Annotated in this window: 18 protein-coding genes; 8 read left to right on the plus strand and 10 right to left on the minus strand. The window is 65.9% G+C overall.

The genetic code is table 11. The annotated features are described in order from the left end of the window. The first annotated feature begins 4 nt into the window (after positions 1-4). The 6 genes from WS51_RS13330 (at position 5) to WS51_RS13350 (ending at position 7050) form a co-directional block, all read left to right on the plus strand. A complete protein-coding gene (locus WS51_RS13330; RefSeq protein WP_059546952.1) occupies positions 5-319 on the plus strand; it encodes a PP0621 family protein in 315 nt (104 codons plus the stop codon). Then, positions 316-906 carry a 1,6-anhydro-N-acetylmuramyl-L-alanine amidase AmpD gene (gene ampD, locus WS51_RS13335; protein WP_059451916.1) on the plus strand — a complete coding sequence of 197 codons (591 nt, stop codon included), beginning with the start codon at positions 316-318 and terminating at the stop codon, positions 904-906. Before WS51_RS13330 ends, ampD begins: the two co-directional genes overlap by 4 nt. 453 nt (positions 907-1359) lie before the next feature. Beyond that, complete coding sequence (locus WS51_RS13340; RefSeq protein ID WP_059506891.1) at positions 1360-4353, plus strand: ribonucleoside-diphosphate reductase subunit alpha; 2994 nt, start codon at positions 1360-1362, stop codon at positions 4351-4353. A gap of 364 nt (positions 4354-4717) precedes the next feature. Next, a complete protein-coding gene (locus tag WS51_RS13345) occupies positions 4718-5929 on the plus strand; it encodes a ribonucleotide-diphosphate reductase subunit beta (RefSeq protein ID WP_059451919.1) in 1212 nt (403 codons plus the stop codon). Positions 5930-6011: 82 nt separating this feature from the next. Further along, positions 6012-6338, plus strand: a complete 327-nt coding sequence (locus WS51_RS30955) for a hypothetical protein (RefSeq protein ID WP_081053979.1) — start codon at positions 6012-6014, stop codon at positions 6336-6338. A gap of 28 nt (positions 6339-6366) precedes the next feature. After that, the gene (locus tag WS51_RS13350; RefSeq protein WP_059451920.1) at positions 6367-7050 is read left to right on the plus strand and encodes a histone H1-like DNA-binding protein; all 684 of its coding nucleotides are present in this window, start codon (positions 6367-6369) and stop codon (positions 7048-7050) included. 218 nt (positions 7051-7268) lie between these two features. Here WS51_RS13350 and WS51_RS13355 read toward each other — a convergent pair whose 3' ends face one another. From WS51_RS13355 to WS51_RS13400, 10 genes are all read right to left on the minus strand, one after another. Next, positions 7269-7742 carry an outer membrane lipoprotein gene (locus WS51_RS13355; RefSeq protein WP_059451921.1) on the minus strand — a complete coding sequence of 158 codons (474 nt, stop codon included), beginning with the start codon at positions 7740-7742 and terminating at the stop codon, positions 7269-7271. A 19-nt stretch (positions 7743-7761) separates the two neighbouring features. Beyond that, on the minus strand, positions 7762-8700 hold the full coding sequence (locus tag WS51_RS13360) for a carbohydrate kinase family protein (RefSeq protein WP_059546947.1): 939 nt from the start codon (positions 8698-8700) through the stop codon (positions 7762-7764). A 94-nt stretch (positions 8701-8794) separates the two neighbouring features. After that, positions 8795-9298, minus strand: coding sequence for a thiol peroxidase (tpx, locus tag WS51_RS13365; RefSeq protein WP_059451923.1), 504 nt, complete (start codon positions 9296-9298; stop codon positions 8795-8797). Positions 9299-9370: 72 nt separating this feature from the next. Further along, positions 9371-10714, minus strand: a complete 1344-nt coding sequence (locus WS51_RS13370) for a zinc-ribbon and DUF3426 domain-containing protein (protein WP_069229301.1) — start codon at positions 10712-10714, stop codon at positions 9371-9373. Positions 10715-10759: 45 nt separating this feature from the next. Then, positions 10760-11662, minus strand: a complete 903-nt coding sequence (gene prmA, locus WS51_RS13375) for a 50S ribosomal protein L11 methyltransferase (protein ID WP_069229302.1) — start codon at positions 11660-11662, stop codon at positions 10760-10762. 2 nt (positions 11663-11664) lie between these two features. Further along, entirely contained in the window at positions 11665-13032 is a 1368-nt protein-coding gene (accC, locus tag WS51_RS13380; RefSeq protein WP_059451926.1) for an acetyl-CoA carboxylase biotin carboxylase subunit, read from the minus strand. Between the two features lie 85 nt (positions 13033-13117). Further along, positions 13118-13594: an acetyl-CoA carboxylase biotin carboxyl carrier protein gene (accB, locus tag WS51_RS13385; protein WP_059451927.1), complete on the minus strand. Its 477-nt coding sequence runs from the start codon at positions 13592-13594 to the stop codon at positions 13118-13120. 64 nt (positions 13595-13658) lie between these two features. Continuing rightward, positions 13659-14111: a type II 3-dehydroquinate dehydratase gene (gene aroQ / locus WS51_RS13390; RefSeq protein ID WP_040143361.1), complete on the minus strand. Its 453-nt coding sequence runs from the start codon at positions 14109-14111 to the stop codon at positions 13659-13661. Between the two features lie 194 nt (positions 14112-14305). Then, positions 14306-14860 (minus strand): TlpA family protein disulfide reductase, encoded by a 555-nt coding sequence (locus tag WS51_RS13395; protein ID WP_059451928.1) that lies wholly within the window; start codon positions 14858-14860, stop codon positions 14306-14308. A gap of 7 nt (positions 14861-14867) precedes the next feature. Then, entirely contained in the window at positions 14868-15512 is a 645-nt protein-coding gene (locus WS51_RS13400) for a hypothetical protein (RefSeq protein ID WP_059506896.1), read from the minus strand. A 233-nt stretch (positions 15513-15745) separates the two neighbouring features. Between WS51_RS13400 and mpl the strand changes: the two genes are divergently transcribed. Both mpl and WS51_RS13410 read left to right on the plus strand, forming a co-directional pair. Continuing rightward, on the plus strand, positions 15746-17131 hold the full coding sequence (gene mpl / locus WS51_RS13405; RefSeq protein WP_059451930.1) for a UDP-N-acetylmuramate:L-alanyl-gamma-D-glutamyl-meso-diaminopimelate ligase: 1386 nt from the start codon (positions 15746-15748) through the stop codon (positions 17129-17131). Then, positions 17128-17697 (plus strand): YqiA/YcfP family alpha/beta fold hydrolase, encoded by a 570-nt coding sequence (locus WS51_RS13410; protein WP_059451931.1) that lies wholly within the window; start codon positions 17128-17130, stop codon positions 17695-17697. The genes mpl and WS51_RS13410 overlap by 4 nt, the downstream gene beginning before the upstream one ends. The last annotated feature ends 17 nt before the right edge of the window (positions 17698-17714 follow it).

Genomic DNA, 17714 nt, shown 5'->3' on the forward strand with positions numbered 1-17714 from the left:
TCCGATGCGACAGATTCTTCTCCTGATTCTTCTCTTCTTCGCGGGTTCGTGGCTCACGCGCAAGCTGCGCCAGGCCCAGGAGCACGCGCAGGCGCGCACCGGCCGCGGTGGCGGCTTCGACGGCGCGCCCGGTTCCGGCGCCGGGGCGGCACGCCCGAACGGCGAGGCGCGCTCGCTGCCCGAACCGATGGTTCGCTGCGCCGAATGCGGCGTGCATGCGCCGAAGGGCGACGCCGTCGCCGCGGGCGGCGAATACTTCTGCAGCACCGAGCACGCGCAGCGCCACGGCGCGCACGCGAGCGGCCACGACGCGCGATGAGCGACGCTGCGCTGCTGTCGGTCGACGCGCACGGCTGGGTGCGCGAAGCGCGCCACGCGCCGTCGCCGAATTTCGAGGCGCGGCCCGCGGGCGCGGTGCCGACGCTCGTCGTCGTCCACAACATCAGCCTGCCGCCCGGCGAGTTCGGCGGCGATGCGATCGAGGCGCTGTTCCTCAATCGCCTCGATTGCGATGCGCACCCTTATTACCAAAGCCATCTGCGCGGCGTGCGCGTGTCCGCGCACTTCCTGATCCGTCGCGACGGCGAGCTCGTGCAGTTCGTGTCGTGCGACGAGCGCGCGTGGCACGCGGGCGCATCCGAGTTCTTCGGCCGGCCGCGCTGCAACGACTTCTCGATCGGCATCGAGCTCGAAGGCGCGGACGACGTGCCGTTCGACGCGGCCCAGTACGCGACGCTCGGCGTGCTCGCGCGCTCGCTCGCCGCGCGCTACCCGATCGATGCGGTGGCCGGGCATTCCGACGTCGCACCGGGCCGCAAGACCGACCCGGGCCCGCACTTCGATTGGCAACGCTTCGCACGCGATGCCGGCTTTTCCGCCGAATACTTTCCTTTCCGTCAGCACTGAGCGCAGGGTTTTTTTGGCCGGGGAAAGTTTTTTCTCCGACCAATGCCTTGTCGTGTCTGCGCGCGAGCGATGTCAAGACCTCGACCGCAAATTATCCGTTTTGACCTCGTCCGAATGTCCACTATACTTGGTGCCAGTTGAGCGGTTCTGTACTAGATATAGTGTGTGTCGCAGGGGAAACCCGAGCGGCACCGGCCGGCGGGCAACGCCGGCGGACAGGGTTCTCAGGGCGGCGCGCCAGGCCGGGCGGTCCGGGCGTCGCGATCAAGCGCAGCGAACTTCGACGGGGCAGGGTACACATGACGAAGCACACGACCGGGACGGTTGTCGCGCATCGACCGAACCGGCTTCCCCGACGCATCGCTCGCCTCTTACCGCTCGCGCACTTCCTTGCGCAGCGTTCGTTTTAATCCGCGGTTCTCTCCGCACCATCCAACACCAGGAGCTTTGCACATGCAAACCACCGACAACGCGACGTCCCAGTACGAGAGCGCCTCGAGCCGTCCGCTCGGCGGGACCGAACAGGGCGCGCAGGCGCTCGCGCCGCAGGCCACGTTCGCCGACTACAAGGTGATCCGCCGCAACGGCAGCGTGGTGTCGTTCGAGCCTTCGAAGATCGCGATTGCGGTGACCAAGGCTTTCCTGGCCGTCAACGGCGGGCAGGGCGCGGCATCGGCGCGCGTACGCGAACTCGTCGAGCAACTGACGCACAACGTCGTGCGCGCACTCGTGCGCAGCCGCCCGAACGGCGGCACGTTCCACATCGAAGACATCCAGGACCAGGTCGAACTCGCGCTGATGCGCGGCGGCGAGCACAACGTCGCGCGTGCGTACGTGCTGTATCGCGAGAAGCGTCACCTCGAGCGTCAGCATGCGGGCGAGGAAGCAGCGGCCGCGGGCGGCGAGTCGAGCACCGGCATCAACGTCGTCGACAACGGCGTCACGCGCCCGCTCGACCTGAATGCGCTGCGCGCGCTGATCGTGTCGGCATGCGATGGCCTCGGTACCGCGGTTAACCCTGACCCGATCGTCGCGGAGACGGTGAAGAACCTGTACGACGGCGTGCCGATGAGCCAGGTCTACGACTCGGCGATCCTCGCAGCACGCACGATGATCGAAAAGGATCCGGCGTACAGCCAGGTCACGGCGCGCATCCTGCTGCACACGATCCGTCGCGAGATCCTCGGCGAGGAAGTGGTGCAGGCCGACATGTCGGCGCGCTACGCCGAGTACTTCCCGCAGTTCCTGAAGCGCGGCGTGGACGCCGGCCTGCTCGACGACAAGCTGCTGCAGTTCGACCTGAAGCGTCTGGGCGAAGCGCTCGACGCGAACCGCGACCTGCAATTCGGCTACCTCGGCCTGCAGACGCTGTACGACCGCTACTTCCTGCACGTCGACGGCACCCGCATCGAAATGCCGCAGGCATTCTTCATGCGCGTCGCGATGGGCCTGTCGCTGAACGAGATCGACCGCGAAACGCGCGCGATCGAGTTCTACAACGTGCTGTCGAGCTTCGACTTCATGAGCTCGACGCCGACGCTGTTCAACTCGGGCACCCACCGCTCGCAGCTGTCGTCGTGCTACCTGACGACGGTCGCGGACGATCTCGACGGCATCTATGAAGCGCTGAAGGAAAACGCGCTGCTGTCGAAGTTCGCCGGCGGTCTCGGCAACGACTGGACCCGCGTGCGCGCACTCGGCTCGCATATCAAGGGCACGAACGGCAAGTCGCAAGGCGTGGTTCCGTTCCTGAAGGTCGTCAACGACACGGCCGTCGCGGTCAACCAGGGCGGCAAGCGCAAGGGCGCGGTGTGCGCATACCTGGAATCGTGGCACCTCGACATCGAGGAGTTCCTCGAGCTGCGCAAGAACACCGGCGACGACCGCCGCCGTACGCACGACATGAACACGGCGAACTGGATTCCCGACCTGTTCATGAAGCGCGTGATGGAAGGCGGCGACTGGACGCTGTTCTCGCCGTCGACCTGCCCGGACCTGCACGACAAGTTCGGCGCGGAGTTCGAGAAGGCTTACACGGCTTACGAAGAGAAGGTCGCGCGCGGCGAGATCAAGCTGTTCAAGAAGATCCCGGCGCAGCAGCTCTGGCGCAAGATGCTCGGCATGCTGTTCGAAACCGGCCACCCGTGGATCACGTTCAAGGATCCGTGCAACGTGCGCTCGCCGCAGCAGCACGTCGGCGTCGTCCATTCGTCGAACCTGTGCACGGAAATCACGCTGAACACGAGCGACACCGAAATCGCGGTGTGCAACCTGGGCTCGGTGAACCTCGTCGCCCACCTGGTGAAGCAGGCCGACGGCAGCTACGCGCTCGACCACGACAAGCTCAAGCGCACGATCAGCGTCGCGATGCGCATGCTCGACAACGTGATCGACATCAATTACTACGCGGTGCCGAAGGCGCGTAACTCGAACCTGAAGCACCGTCCGGTCGGCATGGGCATCATGGGTTTCCAGGACTGCCTGCACCTGCTGCGCACGCCGTACGCGTCGCAAGAGGCCGTCGAGTTCGCCGATCGTTCGATGGAAGCGGTCTGCTACTACGCGTACTACGCGTCGACCGAGCTGGCCGAGGAACGCGGCCGCTACTCGAGCTACCGCGGCTCGCTGTGGGATCGCGGCATCCTCCCGCAGGACACGCTGAAGCTGCTGACGGAAGCACGTGGCGGCTACGTCGAGGTCGACACGTCCGAGACGCTCGACTGGACGACGCTGCGCTCGCGCATCGCCGCGCACGGCATGCGCAACTCGAACTGCGTCGCGATCGCGCCGACGGCGACGATCTCGAACATCATCGGCGTGTCGGCATGCATCGAGCCGACCTTCCAGAACCTGTACGTGAAGTCGAACCTGTCGGGCGAATTCACGGTGGTCAACGAGTACCTCGTTCGCGACCTGAAGGAACGCGGCCTGTGGGACGAAGTGATGGTCGCCGACCTGAAGTACTTCGACGGCATGCTGTCGCGCATCGACCGCATCCCGGCCGACCTGCGCGCGATCTACGCGACCGCGTTCGAAGTCGACCCGACGTGGCTGGTCGAAGCGGCATCGCGTCGTCAGAAGTGGATCGACCAGGCGCAGTCGCTGAACATCTACATGGGCGGCGCGTCGGGCAAGAAGCTCGACGAGGTCTACAAGCTCGCATGGCTGCGCGGTCTGAAGACGACCTACTACCTGCGCACGATGGCGGCGACGCACGTCGAGAAGTCGACGGTCGCACACGGCGCGCTGAACGCGGTGCCGACGGGCGGCTCGAGCAGCGGCGGCGCGCAAGGCGCGGCCGGCGGCTTCGGTGCGGCAGGCGGCGCGGCGTCGTCGTCGGGCGCACTCGACGCGGCACCGGCACTCGCGCCGGTCGAAGCAGACGGTCCGGTGTGCACGATGCGTCCGGGCGATCCGGGTTTCGACGAGTGCGAAGCGTGCCAGTAACGCGGGCGCGCATGACCTGAAGAAGGTTCGGGCAGCGCGCACGGCAACCGATCAAGGTTGAAGTGTGCGCTGCTCTCTACTAAAAAAATGATAAGGAATCTGTAACGCGGCACTTGCGTTGCAGGCAGTGACAAGCGATCGAAACATCCCCGACGACGTCGCGTTTCGATCAGCGTTCGATGCGTCGAGCGCACCTCGCGATACATGCGTGACACGCGTCGCGCTCTGCATGAACGACGATGCGTTGCTCAAAGTGTTGTATCGAGGTCGCAACGCGAATCGAAAAAAGGATTTTTCGTGAGCGAACCCTTTTATCGCTCAGGAAAAGATGGTACAAACCGTTCTAAATTGATGGTGAGAATTTATGCTCAACTGGGATGACGAGAAGACTGCCGTAACCCCCGCGAGCGGAGCGCAGCAAAACGCGATGCGCACTTCCGCGGGGATGGCTGTCGGACTGCAGGCTGCAACGCCTGCCGCCCATCAGGTCCGCGACATTTTCGAAGGCGATCTTGCGGTGCCGCCGCAAGCATCGGCTGTTCCCGCCGGCGGTTCGGAAGCGCGGGTCAATGTCGCCGACAAGCGCATCATCAACGGCCAGACTGACGTCAATCAGCTGGTGCCGTTCAAGTACAAGTGGGCGTGGGAAAAGTATCTGGCCGGTTGCGCGAACCACTGGATGCCGCAGGAAATCAACATGTCCCGCGACATCGCACTGTGGAAGGACCCGAACGGTCTGACCGAGGACGAGCGCCGCATCGTGAAGCGCAACCTCGGCTTCTTCGTGACCGCCGACTCGCTCGCCGCGAACAACATCGTGCTCGGCACGTACCGCCACATCACGGCGCCCGAGTGCCGGCAGTTCCTGCTGCGCCAGGCATTCGAGGAAGCGATCCACACGCACGCGTATCAATACATCGTCGAATCGCTCGGTCTCGATGAAGGCGAGATCTTCAACGCGTACCACGAGGTACCGTCGATCCGCGCGAAGGACGAATTCCTGATCCCGTTCATCCACACGCTGACGGACCCGGCCTTCAAGACCGGCACGCTCGAAGCGGATCAGAAGCTGCTGAAGTCGCTGATCGTGTTCGCCTGCATCATGGAAGGCCTGTTCTTCTATGTCGGCTTCACGCAGATCCTCGCACTCGGTCGCCAGAACAAGATGACGGGTGCTGCAGAGCAATATCAGTACATCCTGCGTGACGAGTCGATGCACTGCAATTTCGGCATCGACCTGATCAACCAGATCAAGCTCGAGAACCCACATCTCTGGACCGCGGAATTCCGCGCCGAGATCCGCGAGCTGTTCAAGCAGGCTGTCGAACTCGAATACCGCTACGCCGAGGACACGATGCCGCGCGGCGTGCTGGGCCTGAACGCGTCGATGTTCAAGAGCTATCTGCGCTTCATCAGCAACCGCCGTTGCCAGCAGATCGGCCTCGATCCGCTGTTCCCGAACGAGGAAAACCCGTTCCCGTGGATGAGCGAGATGATCGACCTGAAGAAGGAACGCAACTTCTTCGAGACGCGTGTGATCGAGTATCAGACGGGCGGTGCGCTGTCCTGGGAATAACCCGCAGCAGCGAACCCGTCACATGATGGAGCAGCCGGCGGCCTCTCGGCCCCGGCCCAAGGTTTAGGAGCAAGAACGCCTGATGCAAAGCATGCCCGGTGCCTTAACGGCCCAACGACATGATCGGCACTTTGCGAACCCTTCAGTGGGATGGGCAAACTTCCCTCCGGAAAAAGCGGGCGGCCGTGTGGCGGTCCGCTTGATCAAGCGATTAGGGGTAGCGGCGCGAGGTGCGCCGGCTACCGACTTGATTTGGCGCGCGAGGCCATGGGGTCACGCGCGCCATACCGTATTCATTAGCGTAAGCGCGCAGTATCCGCGTACGCCGATGAATAGCCCGCTTCGAAGCGCACGTCCTGAACAGCGTCCGCGGGAAGCGGGTTTTGACGAAGGGTGTAGTTTGAACTGACTCTCATCTGAACCTGAAGGAGAACAACATGGCTACTGCCAAGAAAAAACCGGCTGCTAAGAAGGTCGCTGCCAAGAAGACCGTTGCGAAGAAGGCTGCTGCTCCGGCGAAGAAGGCCGCTGCAGTGAAGAAGGTTGCTGCCAAGAAGGTCGCGGTGAAGAAGGTTGCCGCGAAGAAGGCAGCACCGGCGAAGAAGGCTGCTGCGAAGAAGGTCGCGGCTAAGAAGGTCGCAACGAAGAAGGTTGCAGCCAAGAAGGTCGCAGCGAAGAAAGTCGCGGTGAAGAAGGTTGCCGCGAAGAAGGCAGCACCGGCGAAGAAGGCCGCAGCGAAAAAGGTTGCAGCCAAGAAGGTCGCGGTGAAGAAGGTTGCTGCGAAGAAGGCGGCACCGGCGAAGAAGGCTGCTGCGAAGAAGGCCGCACCGGCGAAGAAGGCTGCCGCGAAGAAGGCCGCGCCTGCGAAGAAGGCTGCTGCCAAGAAGGCCGCTCCTGCCAAGAAGGCTGCGCCCGCGAAGAAGGCTGCTGCTGCACCGAAGGCTGCTGCACCGAAGGCCGCCGCACCGGCGAAGAAGGCTGCTGCTCCGAAGAAGGCCGTCGTGAAGAAGGCTGCACCGGCAACCACCGCGTCGACCGCATCGGTCGCGCCGGCATCGGGCGTGAAGACCGCGCTCAACCCGGCAGCGGCATGGCCGTTCCCGACCGGCAGCCGTCCGTAATCGCGGCTGAGCCGTACCACCCGGACACTCACGCGGTGTCCGTGGGTTGAGTAGCGCTACTCAATCGATCCCGCCATCTGGCTCAGGTGGCGGGATTTTTTTCGTCCGCATTCGTCGATGTATCGACCGGTGGTTGCCGGCCACGGACGAAAAAAAACGCATGTGCAGCTTCGCACATGCGTTCGACCGCGGCTTGCGCCGCGTGCTGAGGATGCCCGTTAGTGCGTGACGCGCGTGACGCCGCCGCTCGAGAGCAGTCGCACACGTTCGCCGGCGCGGAACATTTCGCCGCTCGCCGCCTGCGTGATCGAGCGCAGATCGCCGTTGTCGAGGCGCACGGTGATTTCGACACCGTTCGCCGTGCTGAGGTTTTCGCCGACCGCGTTGCCCGCGACCGCGCCGACGAGACCGCCGGCGATGGCCGTCAGGATCGATCCCTTGCCGCCGCCGATCGCGCTGCCCGCGACCGCGCCGAGCGCACCGCCACCGAGCGTGCCGATCGCGCTGCCGCCGCCGTCGGACTGGATGCGCACGGCACGGACGCTTTCGACCGTGCCCATGCGGACGGTTTGTTCGCGCTGCGCCTGGCCGACGCTATAGACATCCGCCGAGCCCGGCGCCGTGAAGCAGCCCGCGAGCGTGAGCGTGGCCGTCAGCATCGCGGCGAGCGTGAGGGTTTTCCTGGTCAACATTTTTGCTCTCCCACAATATTCATTTGAGACTGTACCCGAAGGCAGCCTCGAAACGCGCGTCGATTTCGGCGCGCGTCAGTGCGTAAGTTTGAGGCCCCTGGTGGGCGATCTTGATCGAGCCCATCAGGCTCGCGAGGCGGCCCGTGGTTGCCCAGTCGAGGCCGTTCTCGATGCCGTACAGCAGGCCGCCCCGGAAGGCGTCGCCGCAGCCGGTCGGATCGACGATACGCTCGGCTTGCACGACCGGAATCTGTTCTTCGCCGTTTTTGTGAAGAATGGTGGCGCCGTGCTCGCCGCGCGTGATGATCAACGCCTGAACCCGGCTGGCGATTTCCTGTTCGGACCAGCCCGTCTTGTCGCTGACGAGTTTGCCCTCGTAGTCGTTGACCGCGACGAAGGTCGCGAGTTCAATGATGCGGCGCAGCGTCGCACCATCGAACAGCGGCAGCCCCTGGCCCGGATCGAAGATGAACGGGATGCCGGCCTTCGCGAATTGCTCGGCGTGCTGGACCATCCCGTCGAAGCCGTCCGGCGCGACGATGCCGAGCTTCACGCCGGCGACTTCGTCCGCGCGGTTCAGGTGCGACTGCATCATCGCGCCCGGGTGGAATGCGGTGATCTGGTTGTTCTCGAGATCGGTCGTGATCATCGCCTGCGCGGTGTGCGTTTCGGGCACCACGCGCACGCTGGCCCTGGACAGGCCGAGGCTGTCGAGACGCTCGAGATAGCGATCGGCGTCGTTCGCGCCGACCGTCGCCATGATGCGCGCGTCGCCGCCGAGCATGTGCAGCGCGTAGGCGATGTTCCCCGCGCAACCGCCGAATTCGCGACGCATCGTCGGCACGAGGAAGCTCACGTTCAGAAGGTGAACCTGGTCGGGCAGGATGTGCTCGCGAAACCGGCCTTCGAAGGTCATGATGTTGTCGTAGGCGAGCGAGCCGCAAATCAGCGTAGTCAAGGCGTGCGTTCCTGTAGAGAGCAATAAGAAGCGGCCGCCCGGCCGGTGCGACGAGGCCGTCGGGCCTCGCGCGGCGGGGCCGGGCGGCAGCGGGTTACTTCAGTGCGGCGAGTGCCGCGTCGTAGTTCGGCTCGTCCTTGATCTCGCCGACGAGTTCCGCGTGAATCACCTTGTCCTGCGCGTCGAGCACGACGACCGCGCGGGCCGTCAGGCCGTTCAGCGGGCCGCTCGTCACGTCGACGCCGTACGCGTTCGCGAACGCGCGGCCGCCGCGGAACGTCGAGGCCGTCACGACGTTCGCGAGGCCTTCCGTCGTGCAGAAGCGCGTCGCGGCGAACGGCAGGTCGCCGGACACGACGATCACGACCGTGTTGTCGAGCGACGACGCGGCTTCGTTGAACTTGCGGGTCGACGTCGCGCAGGTCGGCGTGTCGAGGCTCGGCACGATGTTCAGCACCTTGCGCTTGCCGGCGAAGCTGGCGAGCGACAGATCGGCGAGGTCCTTGCCGACCAGCTTGAAGTCGGGGGCTTGCGAGCCGACGGCCGGGAACGTGCCGGCGAGATCGATCGGGTTGCCACCCAGCGTAACTTTGCTCATGTTCGTGCTCCGAAATAGCGCGCCGCTGCGGCGCGCGGGTTGAGACGGCGCGCATGCGCGCGCCGCGGGGCGTCACGGATAGAAGATCTGGACGCGGAAATTCGAGGCGGGTGCGCCGTTCGTGTCGAGACGGACGACCATCGTCCGCGTCGTGCCGGGCGGCAGCCCCGCATCGATCGGCGTGCCCGGGCGGACGTAGTCGCGCGGCGCGAGCACGCGGCGCACGGTCACGTGATTCGTGTCGTCGAGCAGCGTCAGCTCGAGCGACGGGTAGGCAAGTGCGACGCGATAGCGGTTCGTCAGCGGCACCTTCAGCTCCAGCACGCGCGGGCCGTCGAGCTGGCGCAAGTCGGCCGCGTCGAGCCGCAGGCCGTCGATCGCGCGCGGCGCCGCGACCGTGCAGCCGAGCGGTGCGCACGCCTGCCGGAACCAGCTCTGCGTGACCGGCCAGTAGATCATCGCGTTTTCGCGCTGCCACCATGCGAGTTGCGCGACGAGCAGCACCGCGAGCGCGGCGGCGACGAGCCCGCCGAAAAAGCCGCCGAGCATCCCGCGTCGCTGCGGCGCGCGCGTCTCGCGGGTCACGGCGAAGTGCGGGCGATCGTCGTCGCCCAGTGCGGCGGGGAAGGGGACGGCCGGCTGTGCGTCCGCTCGGCCGTGCGCTTCGCCGACAGCCGCGGCCGCAGCGGAGGAACGCTCGTCGGCGTTGGCATCGTGTTCAGGAACGGCCTGCGCCGGCGTGAATGCGAAGCGCGGTTCGCGCGGCTCGCGATCGTCGTCGAGTACGGGGAAGTGCGCGTTGCCGAGCGGTTCGCCTGCATCGGCCGCCGATGGCGTGTGCGCGACGAAGCGCGGTTCGCGCAGGTCCGGTTCGGCCGGGGGCGTAGCCTGCGACATGTCGGACCGGTCGGTTTCGTGCGGCGCGGGATCCGGCTCGCCCGACACGACGGCATGCAGTTCGGCCGGCGCCGATGCGATCGGGGCGGGCGTGCCGGACAGATGGACGACACCGGCCTCCATGGCCGGCAGCGCGAGCGGCACCAGCGGCTCGGTGCGCACGGTCCGAACGTTGTGCTGCAGGGACGGATCGACGCCGGCGTCGAGCCAGGGCGCCCACATGTCCCAGCCTTCGGGCTGGTAGTCGGAACGGGCCGACACCGGCTCGACCGGTGCGTCGGTAGTGAAGAGCCGCGCGGGCGCGGCTTCGTGTTGCGGTTCGGCGGCGGCCGGGCCGGCCGGAGCCGCTTCGCTCAGCGCCGGCTCGGGCTGCGGTGGCGGCTCGGGAACGAGCGAGTGCGACGCGTTGAAGATCTGCTGGCAGTGTCCGCAGCGCACGAGCCCGTCATGCAGCGAGAGCTGTTCCTGCTGCAGCCGGAAGACGGTTTCGCAATGAGGGCAGCGCGTCGCAAGAAGCATGTCGAGCCGGGCGGCCTGCTGGCCAGAGTGAAGGACAGCGCTATTCTAATGGCTTTCGCGCCGCGTTCCGGCGAGGCATACCCAACCTTCGTGTTCGCGCCAGACCGAGATGTCGACGTAGCGCGCGTAGACGGCCGCGACCTCGTCCGCCTGGCGCGCGAGCACGCCCGACAGCGCGATATGCCCGCCCGGTTTCACCTTCGATGCGAGCATCGACGCCATCAGCTTCAGCGGGTTCGACAGGATGTTGGCGACGACGATGTCGAATTCGCCGGCCGGGCACGCGTCGGGCAGCCCGTACGTGACTTCCACATGGTTGCGTTCGCTGTTCTGCCGCGCCGATTCGACCGCCTGCGGATCGATGTCGATGCCGACCACGGGATTCGCACCGCATTTCTTCGCGAGGATCGCGAGAATGCCCGAGCCGCAGCCGTAGTCGAGCACGGACTGGCCGGGTTTCACCGACTGCTCGAGCCATTCCATGCACAGGCGCGTGGTGGGATGGCTGCCCGTGCCGAATGCGAGGCCGGGGTCGAGCTCGAGGATCAGGGCATCGGGGTCGGGTGCGTCGTGCCACGACGGCACGACCCAGATCCGCTCGCCGATCGGAATCGGCTCGAACTGCGACTGCGTGAGCCGCACCCAGTCCTGCTCCTCGACTTCGCGCACGTCGAACTTCGGCGTCTCGGCGACGCCGATCTCGTTCGCGGCCGCCGCGAGCAGCACGGCCGGCTCGTGATCGGGCGACAGCAGCGCGATCACGCGCGAGTGCTGCCACGCGGTGCGTTCGGGGACGAGCCCGGGCTCGCCGAAGAGCGGCTGTTCGTCGGGCGTGTCGGCATCGGCATCCTCGACGGACACCGACAGCGCGCCGAGCTCGAGCAGCGCATCGGACAGCGCCTCCGCATGCTCTCGGGCCAGTTCGACGACGAGTTCGCGATAGCTCATGCTTACGCTTCTTCCGGTGCGACCTGCTGCTTCTGGGCGAGCCGGTGTTCGAGGTAATGGATGCTGGTGCCGCCTTCGACGAACTTCGAGTCGATCATCAGCTCGCGGTGCAGCGGGATGTTGGTCTGAATGCCTTCGACGACCATTTCCGACAGCGCGATGCGCATCCGGCGGATCGCCTGGTCGCGCGTCGCGCCGTAGGTGATCAGCTTGCCGATCATCGAATCATAGTTCGGCGGCACGAAATAGCCATTGTATGCATGCGAATCGACGCGCACGCCGGGGCCGCCCGGCGTATGCCATGACGTGATCCGGCCCGGCGACGGCGTGAACTTGAACGGATCTTCCGCGTTGATCCGGCATTCGATCGCATGTCCGCGGAACTGGATGTCGCGCTGGCGCAGCGTGAGCTTCTCGCCCGCCGCGATGCGGATCTGTTCCTGCACGATGTCGACGCCCGTGATCATCTCCGACACCGGGTGCTCGACCTGCACGCGCGTGTTCATCTCGATGAAGTAGAACTCGTTGTTCTCGTACAGGAATTCGAACGTGCCCGCGCCGAGATAGCCCATCTTCTTGCACGCGTCCGCGCAGCGGTCGCCGATGCGCTCGATCAGGCGGCGCGGAATGCCGGGCGCCGGCGCTTCCTCGATCACCTTCTGGTGACGGCGCTGCATCGAGCAGTCGCGTTCGCCGAGCCAGATCGCGTTCTTGTGCGCATCCGACAACACCTGGATTTCGATGTGGCGCGGGTTCTCGAGGAACTTTTCCATGTACACCTGCGGGTTGCCGAACGCACGGCCGGCTTCCTCGCGGGTCATGTTGACCGCATTGACGAGCGCGGCCTCGGTGTGCACGACGCGCATCCCGCGCCCGCCGCCGCCGCCCGCTGCCTTGATGATGACCGGATAGCCGATCGCGCGGGCAATCTTCACGATCTCCTTCGGATCGTCCGGCAACGCGCCTTCCGAACCCGGCACGCACGGCACGCCCGTCTTGATCATGGTCTGCTTCGCGGTGACCTTGTCGCCCATCAGGCGGATCGTTTCCGGGCGCGGGCCGATGAACGTGAAGCCCGACTGCTCGACGCGTTCCGCGAAGTCGGCGTTCTCCGACAGGAAGCCGTAGCCGGGGTGGATCGCCTCGGCATCGGTGACTTCCGCGGCGCTGATCAGCGCCGGCATGTTCAGGTAGCTCAGATTCGACGGGGCCGGGCCGATACAGACGGCTTCGTCCGCAAGGCGCACGTACTTGGCTTCCTTGTCGGCTTCCGAGTAGACGACCACCGTCTTGACGCCGAGCTCGCGGCATGCGCGCTGGATGCGCAGCGCGATTTCACCGCGGTTGGCAATGAGGATTTTTTCAAACATAGCGAGTATTCGTCTCTTCGAGGGGCGCGCGAACGGCGCCTGGCGAGCATCGGCGGAGCGCGGCCGGACGGGCCGCGCGGCGGGCTTAGCCGATCACGAAAAGCGGCTGGCCGTATTCGACGGCCTGGCCGTTCTCGACGAGGATTTCCTTGATCACGCCGGCCTTGTCCGACTCGATCTCGTTGAGCAGCTTCATCGCTTCGATGATGCAGATGGTCTGGCCTTCCTTGACCGAATCGCCGACCTGGACGAACGGGTCGGCGCCCGGCGACGGCGCGCGGTAGAACGTGCCGACCATCGGCGACGTCACGACGTGGCCTTGCGGTGCGGCGGGCGCGGCAGCGGCGCCAGCGGCCGGCGCGGCAGCCGCGCCTTCGGTCGGCAGTGCGGCCGCCGGGGCCGGCGCGCTGACCTGCGGGGCAAATCCGCCCGTCGGCTGGACATAGACCGGCGGTGCGTTCTTGACGATACGCACCTTGCCTTCGCCTTCCGTCACTTCCAGCTCGGAGATGCCGGATTCGGAGACGAGGTCGATCAGAGTTTTCAGCTTACGAAGATCCATCGGGAATTCCCCTTTCAATACGTGAAAGCGCCGGTGAGACCGGCGCTGAATCTAGATCGCGAAATCAGCCGCGCGACGCGCCTTGCAGCTTGTCCAGCGCGTACTCGAGCGCGTACAGATAACCTTTCCAGCCCAGCCCGCAGATCACGCCTTCGGCCTGGTCGGAAAAATAGGAGTGGTGCCTGAACGCTTCGCGGCGGTGCACGTTCGACAGATGAACCTCGACGAACGGGATGCCGACGCCGGCGATCGCGTCCCGGATCGCGACGCTCGTGTGCGTATACGCGGCGGGATTGATCAGGATGAAATCGGTCTGTTCCTCCCGCGCGGCCTGGATGCGGTCGACGAGCGCGCCTTCATGGTTGCTCTGGAACGACGACAGTTCGGCACCGGCCTCCTGTGCCCGCGCGGCAAGCGCCTGATCGATCTGCGCGAGCGTGACGCGGCCGTACACCTCCGGTTCCCGGGTGCCGAGAAGGTTCAGGTTGGGGCCGTGCAGCACCAGCAATCGTGTCATGGTCGCTTCTATTTCTGCGGAATTGCGCGAACTTTAGCGCTATTTAGAGAAATTTGTCTAGTTTTGCCGAACGGCCGGGCGCGCGCGACCTGCAAGAATTACCGGCGCCATCGCAAAGTCTCAGCGAAATCACGTGAAATTGCGGTGATCGACGGATAAATCGCCGCCAACGCGCAAGCGGCGGCTCACGGCGATCACAACGCGTCCAGGGTCTTTTTCAGCTCCGCCGGTTGGATTTGTCCCAATTTTGTCTCGCGAACTTTGCCGGTTTCGTCGATGACGACCGTAAACGGAAGCGCGCCCGCGGTATTTCCAAAATTACGGGCCAGATCGGCGCCCGCATAGCCGCTGACGAAGACGGGGTAGTCGACCTTCACCTTCTGCAGGAAGTTCTTCACGTTCTGGTCGGAATCGACGCCGATCCCGATGAAGCGGATGCCCTTCTGCTTGTATTGGTGCGACAACGCGACGAGTTCCGGCATCTCTTCGACACAGGGGCCGCACCACGACGCCCAGAAATTGACGACGACCTTCTGGCCCTTGAAGGAGGCGAGCGATGCCGGCTTGCCGTCGACGCCGGTCAGCGACGCGGCCCACAGCTGGTCGACCGGGCTGCCTGGCGTGGCGGATGCGGCGACGGCGACGCCGTCGTCGGCGCTGCCGCCGCGGAACCAATGGCCGGCGGCGAGCCCGCCGGCGACGGCGGCGGCCGCGACCACCGCGAGCGCCAACATGCGTTTCATCATCATCGTTGAATCATTCCGGTTCGGAAGGGGCGTTGCCGGCCTCGAGCAGCGCGCGCAACACGTGGGCGTCCGCACGGGCGATTCGGCCGCGCGCGTCGGCCTTGACCGCGCCGCGCAGGTCGTCGCTCGCGTAGAGCGCGACGTGGATGCCGATCGCGTCCACGTCGCGCCGCGGACGCCACAGGAAGCTGAGCGTCTCGACGTCGGCGCGGCCGGCGAAATGCCGCGTCTCGGACACGTCGTACTGAACGTTCTGGTTCAGCAGGTAGATCGCGACGTCCTTCGGGTTGTCGGTGAATATCTGCAAATGAATGTCCGAATGCGTGTTCGCGGTGCCATTCAGCACCGCGCCCGTCACGAACGGATTGAAGTCGGCGAGCCGGCGCATCCAGTCGAGCGCGATTTCACGCAGGCGGCGCAGCTCGTCCGGCTGTGTGTCGCTCTGGAACAAGGCCAGGTACTCGCGCAGTTCTTCCTCGATCAGGTCGTTATCAGGCAGCCATTCGCCCGCAACGCGCGTGTCGCCGAACAGCTGGCGCGCGGCCTTGCGTTTCGCGCCGGCGTAATCGAGGCCGTCCTCCGCGATCAGGCGGGCGGCGGACTGGGCAATTTCCTCGCGGGCGCGCCGCGGGTCGACAAGAGGTTTGCGAGACATGATCCGGCAATCATACTCGATCGCCGCCACGGCCGAGGGTGGTGCGCCCCGGTGCCGCCCGCCGCGCCGCGCGGTGTTCGGATCCGTCGTTCGGGCCGCCGGGCATGGCGGGCCGTCAGTTACAATGGCGGTCTTCGTGTCGCGGCGAAAGTCGTTGGCCGGACGGCCCGTCCGGCGTGCCGCAGACCATCTTTCCGAATCGACGGCGCCCGGCGGCGCGAAAGCATTCATCTATGCACATCCACATTCTTGGCATCTGCGGCACCTTCATGGGCGGTCTCGCCGTGCTCGCGCGCGAGGCGGGGCACACGGTGACGGGTTGCGACGCGGGCGTCTATCCGCCGATGAGCACGCAGCTCGAGGCGCAGGGCATCACGCTGATCGAGGGCTACGGCGCCGAACAGATCGACCTCAAGCCCGACCTGTTCGTGATCGGCAACGTCGTCACGCGCGGCAACCCGCTGATGGAGGCGATCCTCGATCGCGGCCTGCCGTATGTATCGGGGCCGCAATGGCTCGGCGAGCACGTGCTGGCCGGCAAGTGGGTGCTGGCGGTCGCCGGCACGCACGGCAAGACGACCACCTCGTCGATGCTCGCGTGGCTGCTGGAAGATGCCGGCCTGAACCCGGGCTTCCTGATCGGCGGCGTGCCGCTGAACTTCGGCGTATCCGCGCGGCTGACCGATTCGAGCTTCTTCGTGATCGAGGCCGACGAATACGACACGGCGTTCTTCGACAAGCGCTCGAAGTTCGTCCACTACCGGCCGCGCACCGCGGTGCTCAACAATCTGGAATTCGATCACGCCGACATCTTCCCGGATCTCGCCGCGATCGAAACGCAATTCCATCACCTCGTGCGCACCGTGCCGGGCGTCGGCCGGATCGTGACCAACGGCCGCTCGGATGCGCTCGAGCGCGTGCTCGCGCGCGGCTGCTGGAGCGAAGTCGAGCGCTTCGGGGTCGACGGCGGCTGGCAGGCGTTGCCCGCCGAGGACGGCGTGCCGGTCGACGAGCGCTTCGCGGTGTACTCGCAGGCCGAGCGCGTGGGCGAAGTCGCGTGGCAGGTGCAGGGCGACCACAACCGGATGAACGCGCTGGCGGCGATCGCCGCCGCGCGCCACGTCGGTGTGCCGCCCGCGCAGGCCGCCGAATCGCTCGCATCGTTCCGCAACGTGAAGCGGCGCATGGAAGTGCGCGGCAGCGTGGACGGCGTGACCGTCTACGACGACTTCGCGCACCATCCGACCGCGATCGAAACGACGATCGCCGGCCTTCGTGCGCGCATCGGCCGCGAAAATTCCCGCATTCTCGCCGTGCTCGAGCCGCGCTCGAACACGATGAAGCTCGGCGTGATGAAGGCGCAACTGCCGGCAAGCCTCGCCGACGCCGATCTGGTGTTCGGCTACGGTGCGCCGACCGGGCGTGACGCGCTCGGCTGGAACCTCGGCGACGCGCTCGCGCCGCTCGGCGACAAGGCTCGCGCGTTCGACGATCTCCATCTGCTGGTGAAGTCGGTCGTCGAGGCGGCGCGCCCGGGCGACCACGTGCTCGTGATGAGCAACGGCGGTTTCGGCGGCGTGCACCAGAAGTTGCTCGACGCGCTCGGGAGCCGCGCGTGATCCTGTACCTGCACGGATTCCGGTCGTCGCCGGAGTCGCAGAAGTCGCGGCTCCTCGCCGCGCGCATGGCCGAACTCGGCCGCTCGCACGAGTGGCGCTGCCCGTCGCTGTCGGTGTCGCCGCTCGAGGCGATCGCGCTCGCGCAAACCGAGGTGGCCGGCGCGCGCGACGTGACGGTGATCGGCAGCTCGCTCGGCGGCTACTACGCGACCTGGCTCGCCGAGAAGCACGGCTGGAAGGCGGTGCTGCTGAATCCGGCGATCGTCCCGCAGCGCGATCTCGAGCAGTATCTGGGCGAACAGCCGCTCTGGCACGGCGGCGGGTCGATCGTCGTCGAACGCCGTCACCTGCACGAACTCGATGCGCTGCGCGTGCCGGCGATTTCGCGGCCCGAACGCTACTATCTGTTCGCGGCGACGGGCGACGAAGTGCTGGACTACCGCGAGATGCTCGCCCATTACCCGGGTGCGAAAACGCGCGTGATCGAAGGCAGCGATCACGGGATCAGCGAATTTGCCGACTACGTAGACGACGTTCTCGCCTTTTGCGACGAACGTACGTCATGAAACCGGCGTCATGCCGA

This window comes from Burkholderia territorii (assembly GCF_001718335.1).
In the GTDB taxonomy this organism is placed as follows: Bacteria; Pseudomonadota; Gammaproteobacteria; order Burkholderiales; family Burkholderiaceae; genus Burkholderia; species Burkholderia territorii.

Coding starts and splice junctions, on each gene's coding strand:
- ampD (WP_059451916.1), top strand. CDS start 316: ATGAGCGACGCTGCGCTGCTGTCGGTCGACGCGCACGGCTGGGTGCGC.
- WS51_RS30955 (WP_081053979.1), top strand. CDS start 6,012: ATGCAAAGCATGCCCGGTGCCTTAACGGCCCAACGACATGATCGGCAC.
- WS51_RS13370 (WP_069229301.1), bottom strand. CDS start 10,714: ATGCTTCTTGCGACGCGCTGCCCTCATTGCGAAACCGTCTTCCGGCTG.
- tpx (WP_059451923.1), bottom strand. CDS start 9,298: ATGAGCAAAGTTACGCTGGGTGGCAACCCGATCGATCTCGCCGGCACG.
- WS51_RS13350 (WP_059451920.1), top strand. CDS start 6,367: ATGGCTACTGCCAAGAAAAAACCGGCTGCTAAGAAGGTCGCTGCCAAG.
- prmA (WP_069229302.1), bottom strand. CDS start 11,662: ATGAGCTATCGCGAACTCGTCGTCGAACTGGCCCGAGAGCATGCGGAG.
- WS51_RS13330 (WP_059546952.1), top strand. CDS start 5: ATGCGACAGATTCTTCTCCTGATTCTTCTCTTCTTCGCGGGTTCGTGG.
- WS51_RS13355 (WP_059451921.1), bottom strand. CDS start 7,742: ATGTTGACCAGGAAAACCCTCACGCTCGCCGCGATGCTGACGGCCACG.
- mpl (WP_059451930.1), top strand. CDS start 15,746: ATGCACATCCACATTCTTGGCATCTGCGGCACCTTCATGGGCGGTCTC.
- accB (WP_059451927.1), bottom strand. CDS start 13,594: ATGGATCTTCGTAAGCTGAAAACTCTGATCGACCTCGTCTCCGAATCC.
- WS51_RS13340 (WP_059506891.1), top strand. CDS start 1,360: ATGCAAACCACCGACAACGCGACGTCCCAGTACGAGAGCGCCTCGAGC.
- WS51_RS13395 (WP_059451928.1), bottom strand. CDS start 14,860: ATGATGATGAAACGCATGTTGGCGCTCGCGGTGGTCGCGGCCGCCGCC.
- WS51_RS13345 (WP_059451919.1), top strand. CDS start 4,718: ATGCTCAACTGGGATGACGAGAAGACTGCCGTAACCCCCGCGAGCGGA.
- accC (WP_059451926.1), bottom strand. CDS start 13,032: ATGTTTGAAAAAATCCTCATTGCCAACCGCGGTGAAATCGCGCTGCGC.
- WS51_RS13400 (WP_059506896.1), bottom strand. CDS start 15,512: ATGTCTCGCAAACCTCTTGTCGACCCGCGGCGCGCCCGCGAGGAAATT.
- aroQ (WP_040143361.1), bottom strand. CDS start 14,111: ATGACACGATTGCTGGTGCTGCACGGCCCCAACCTGAACCTTCTCGGC.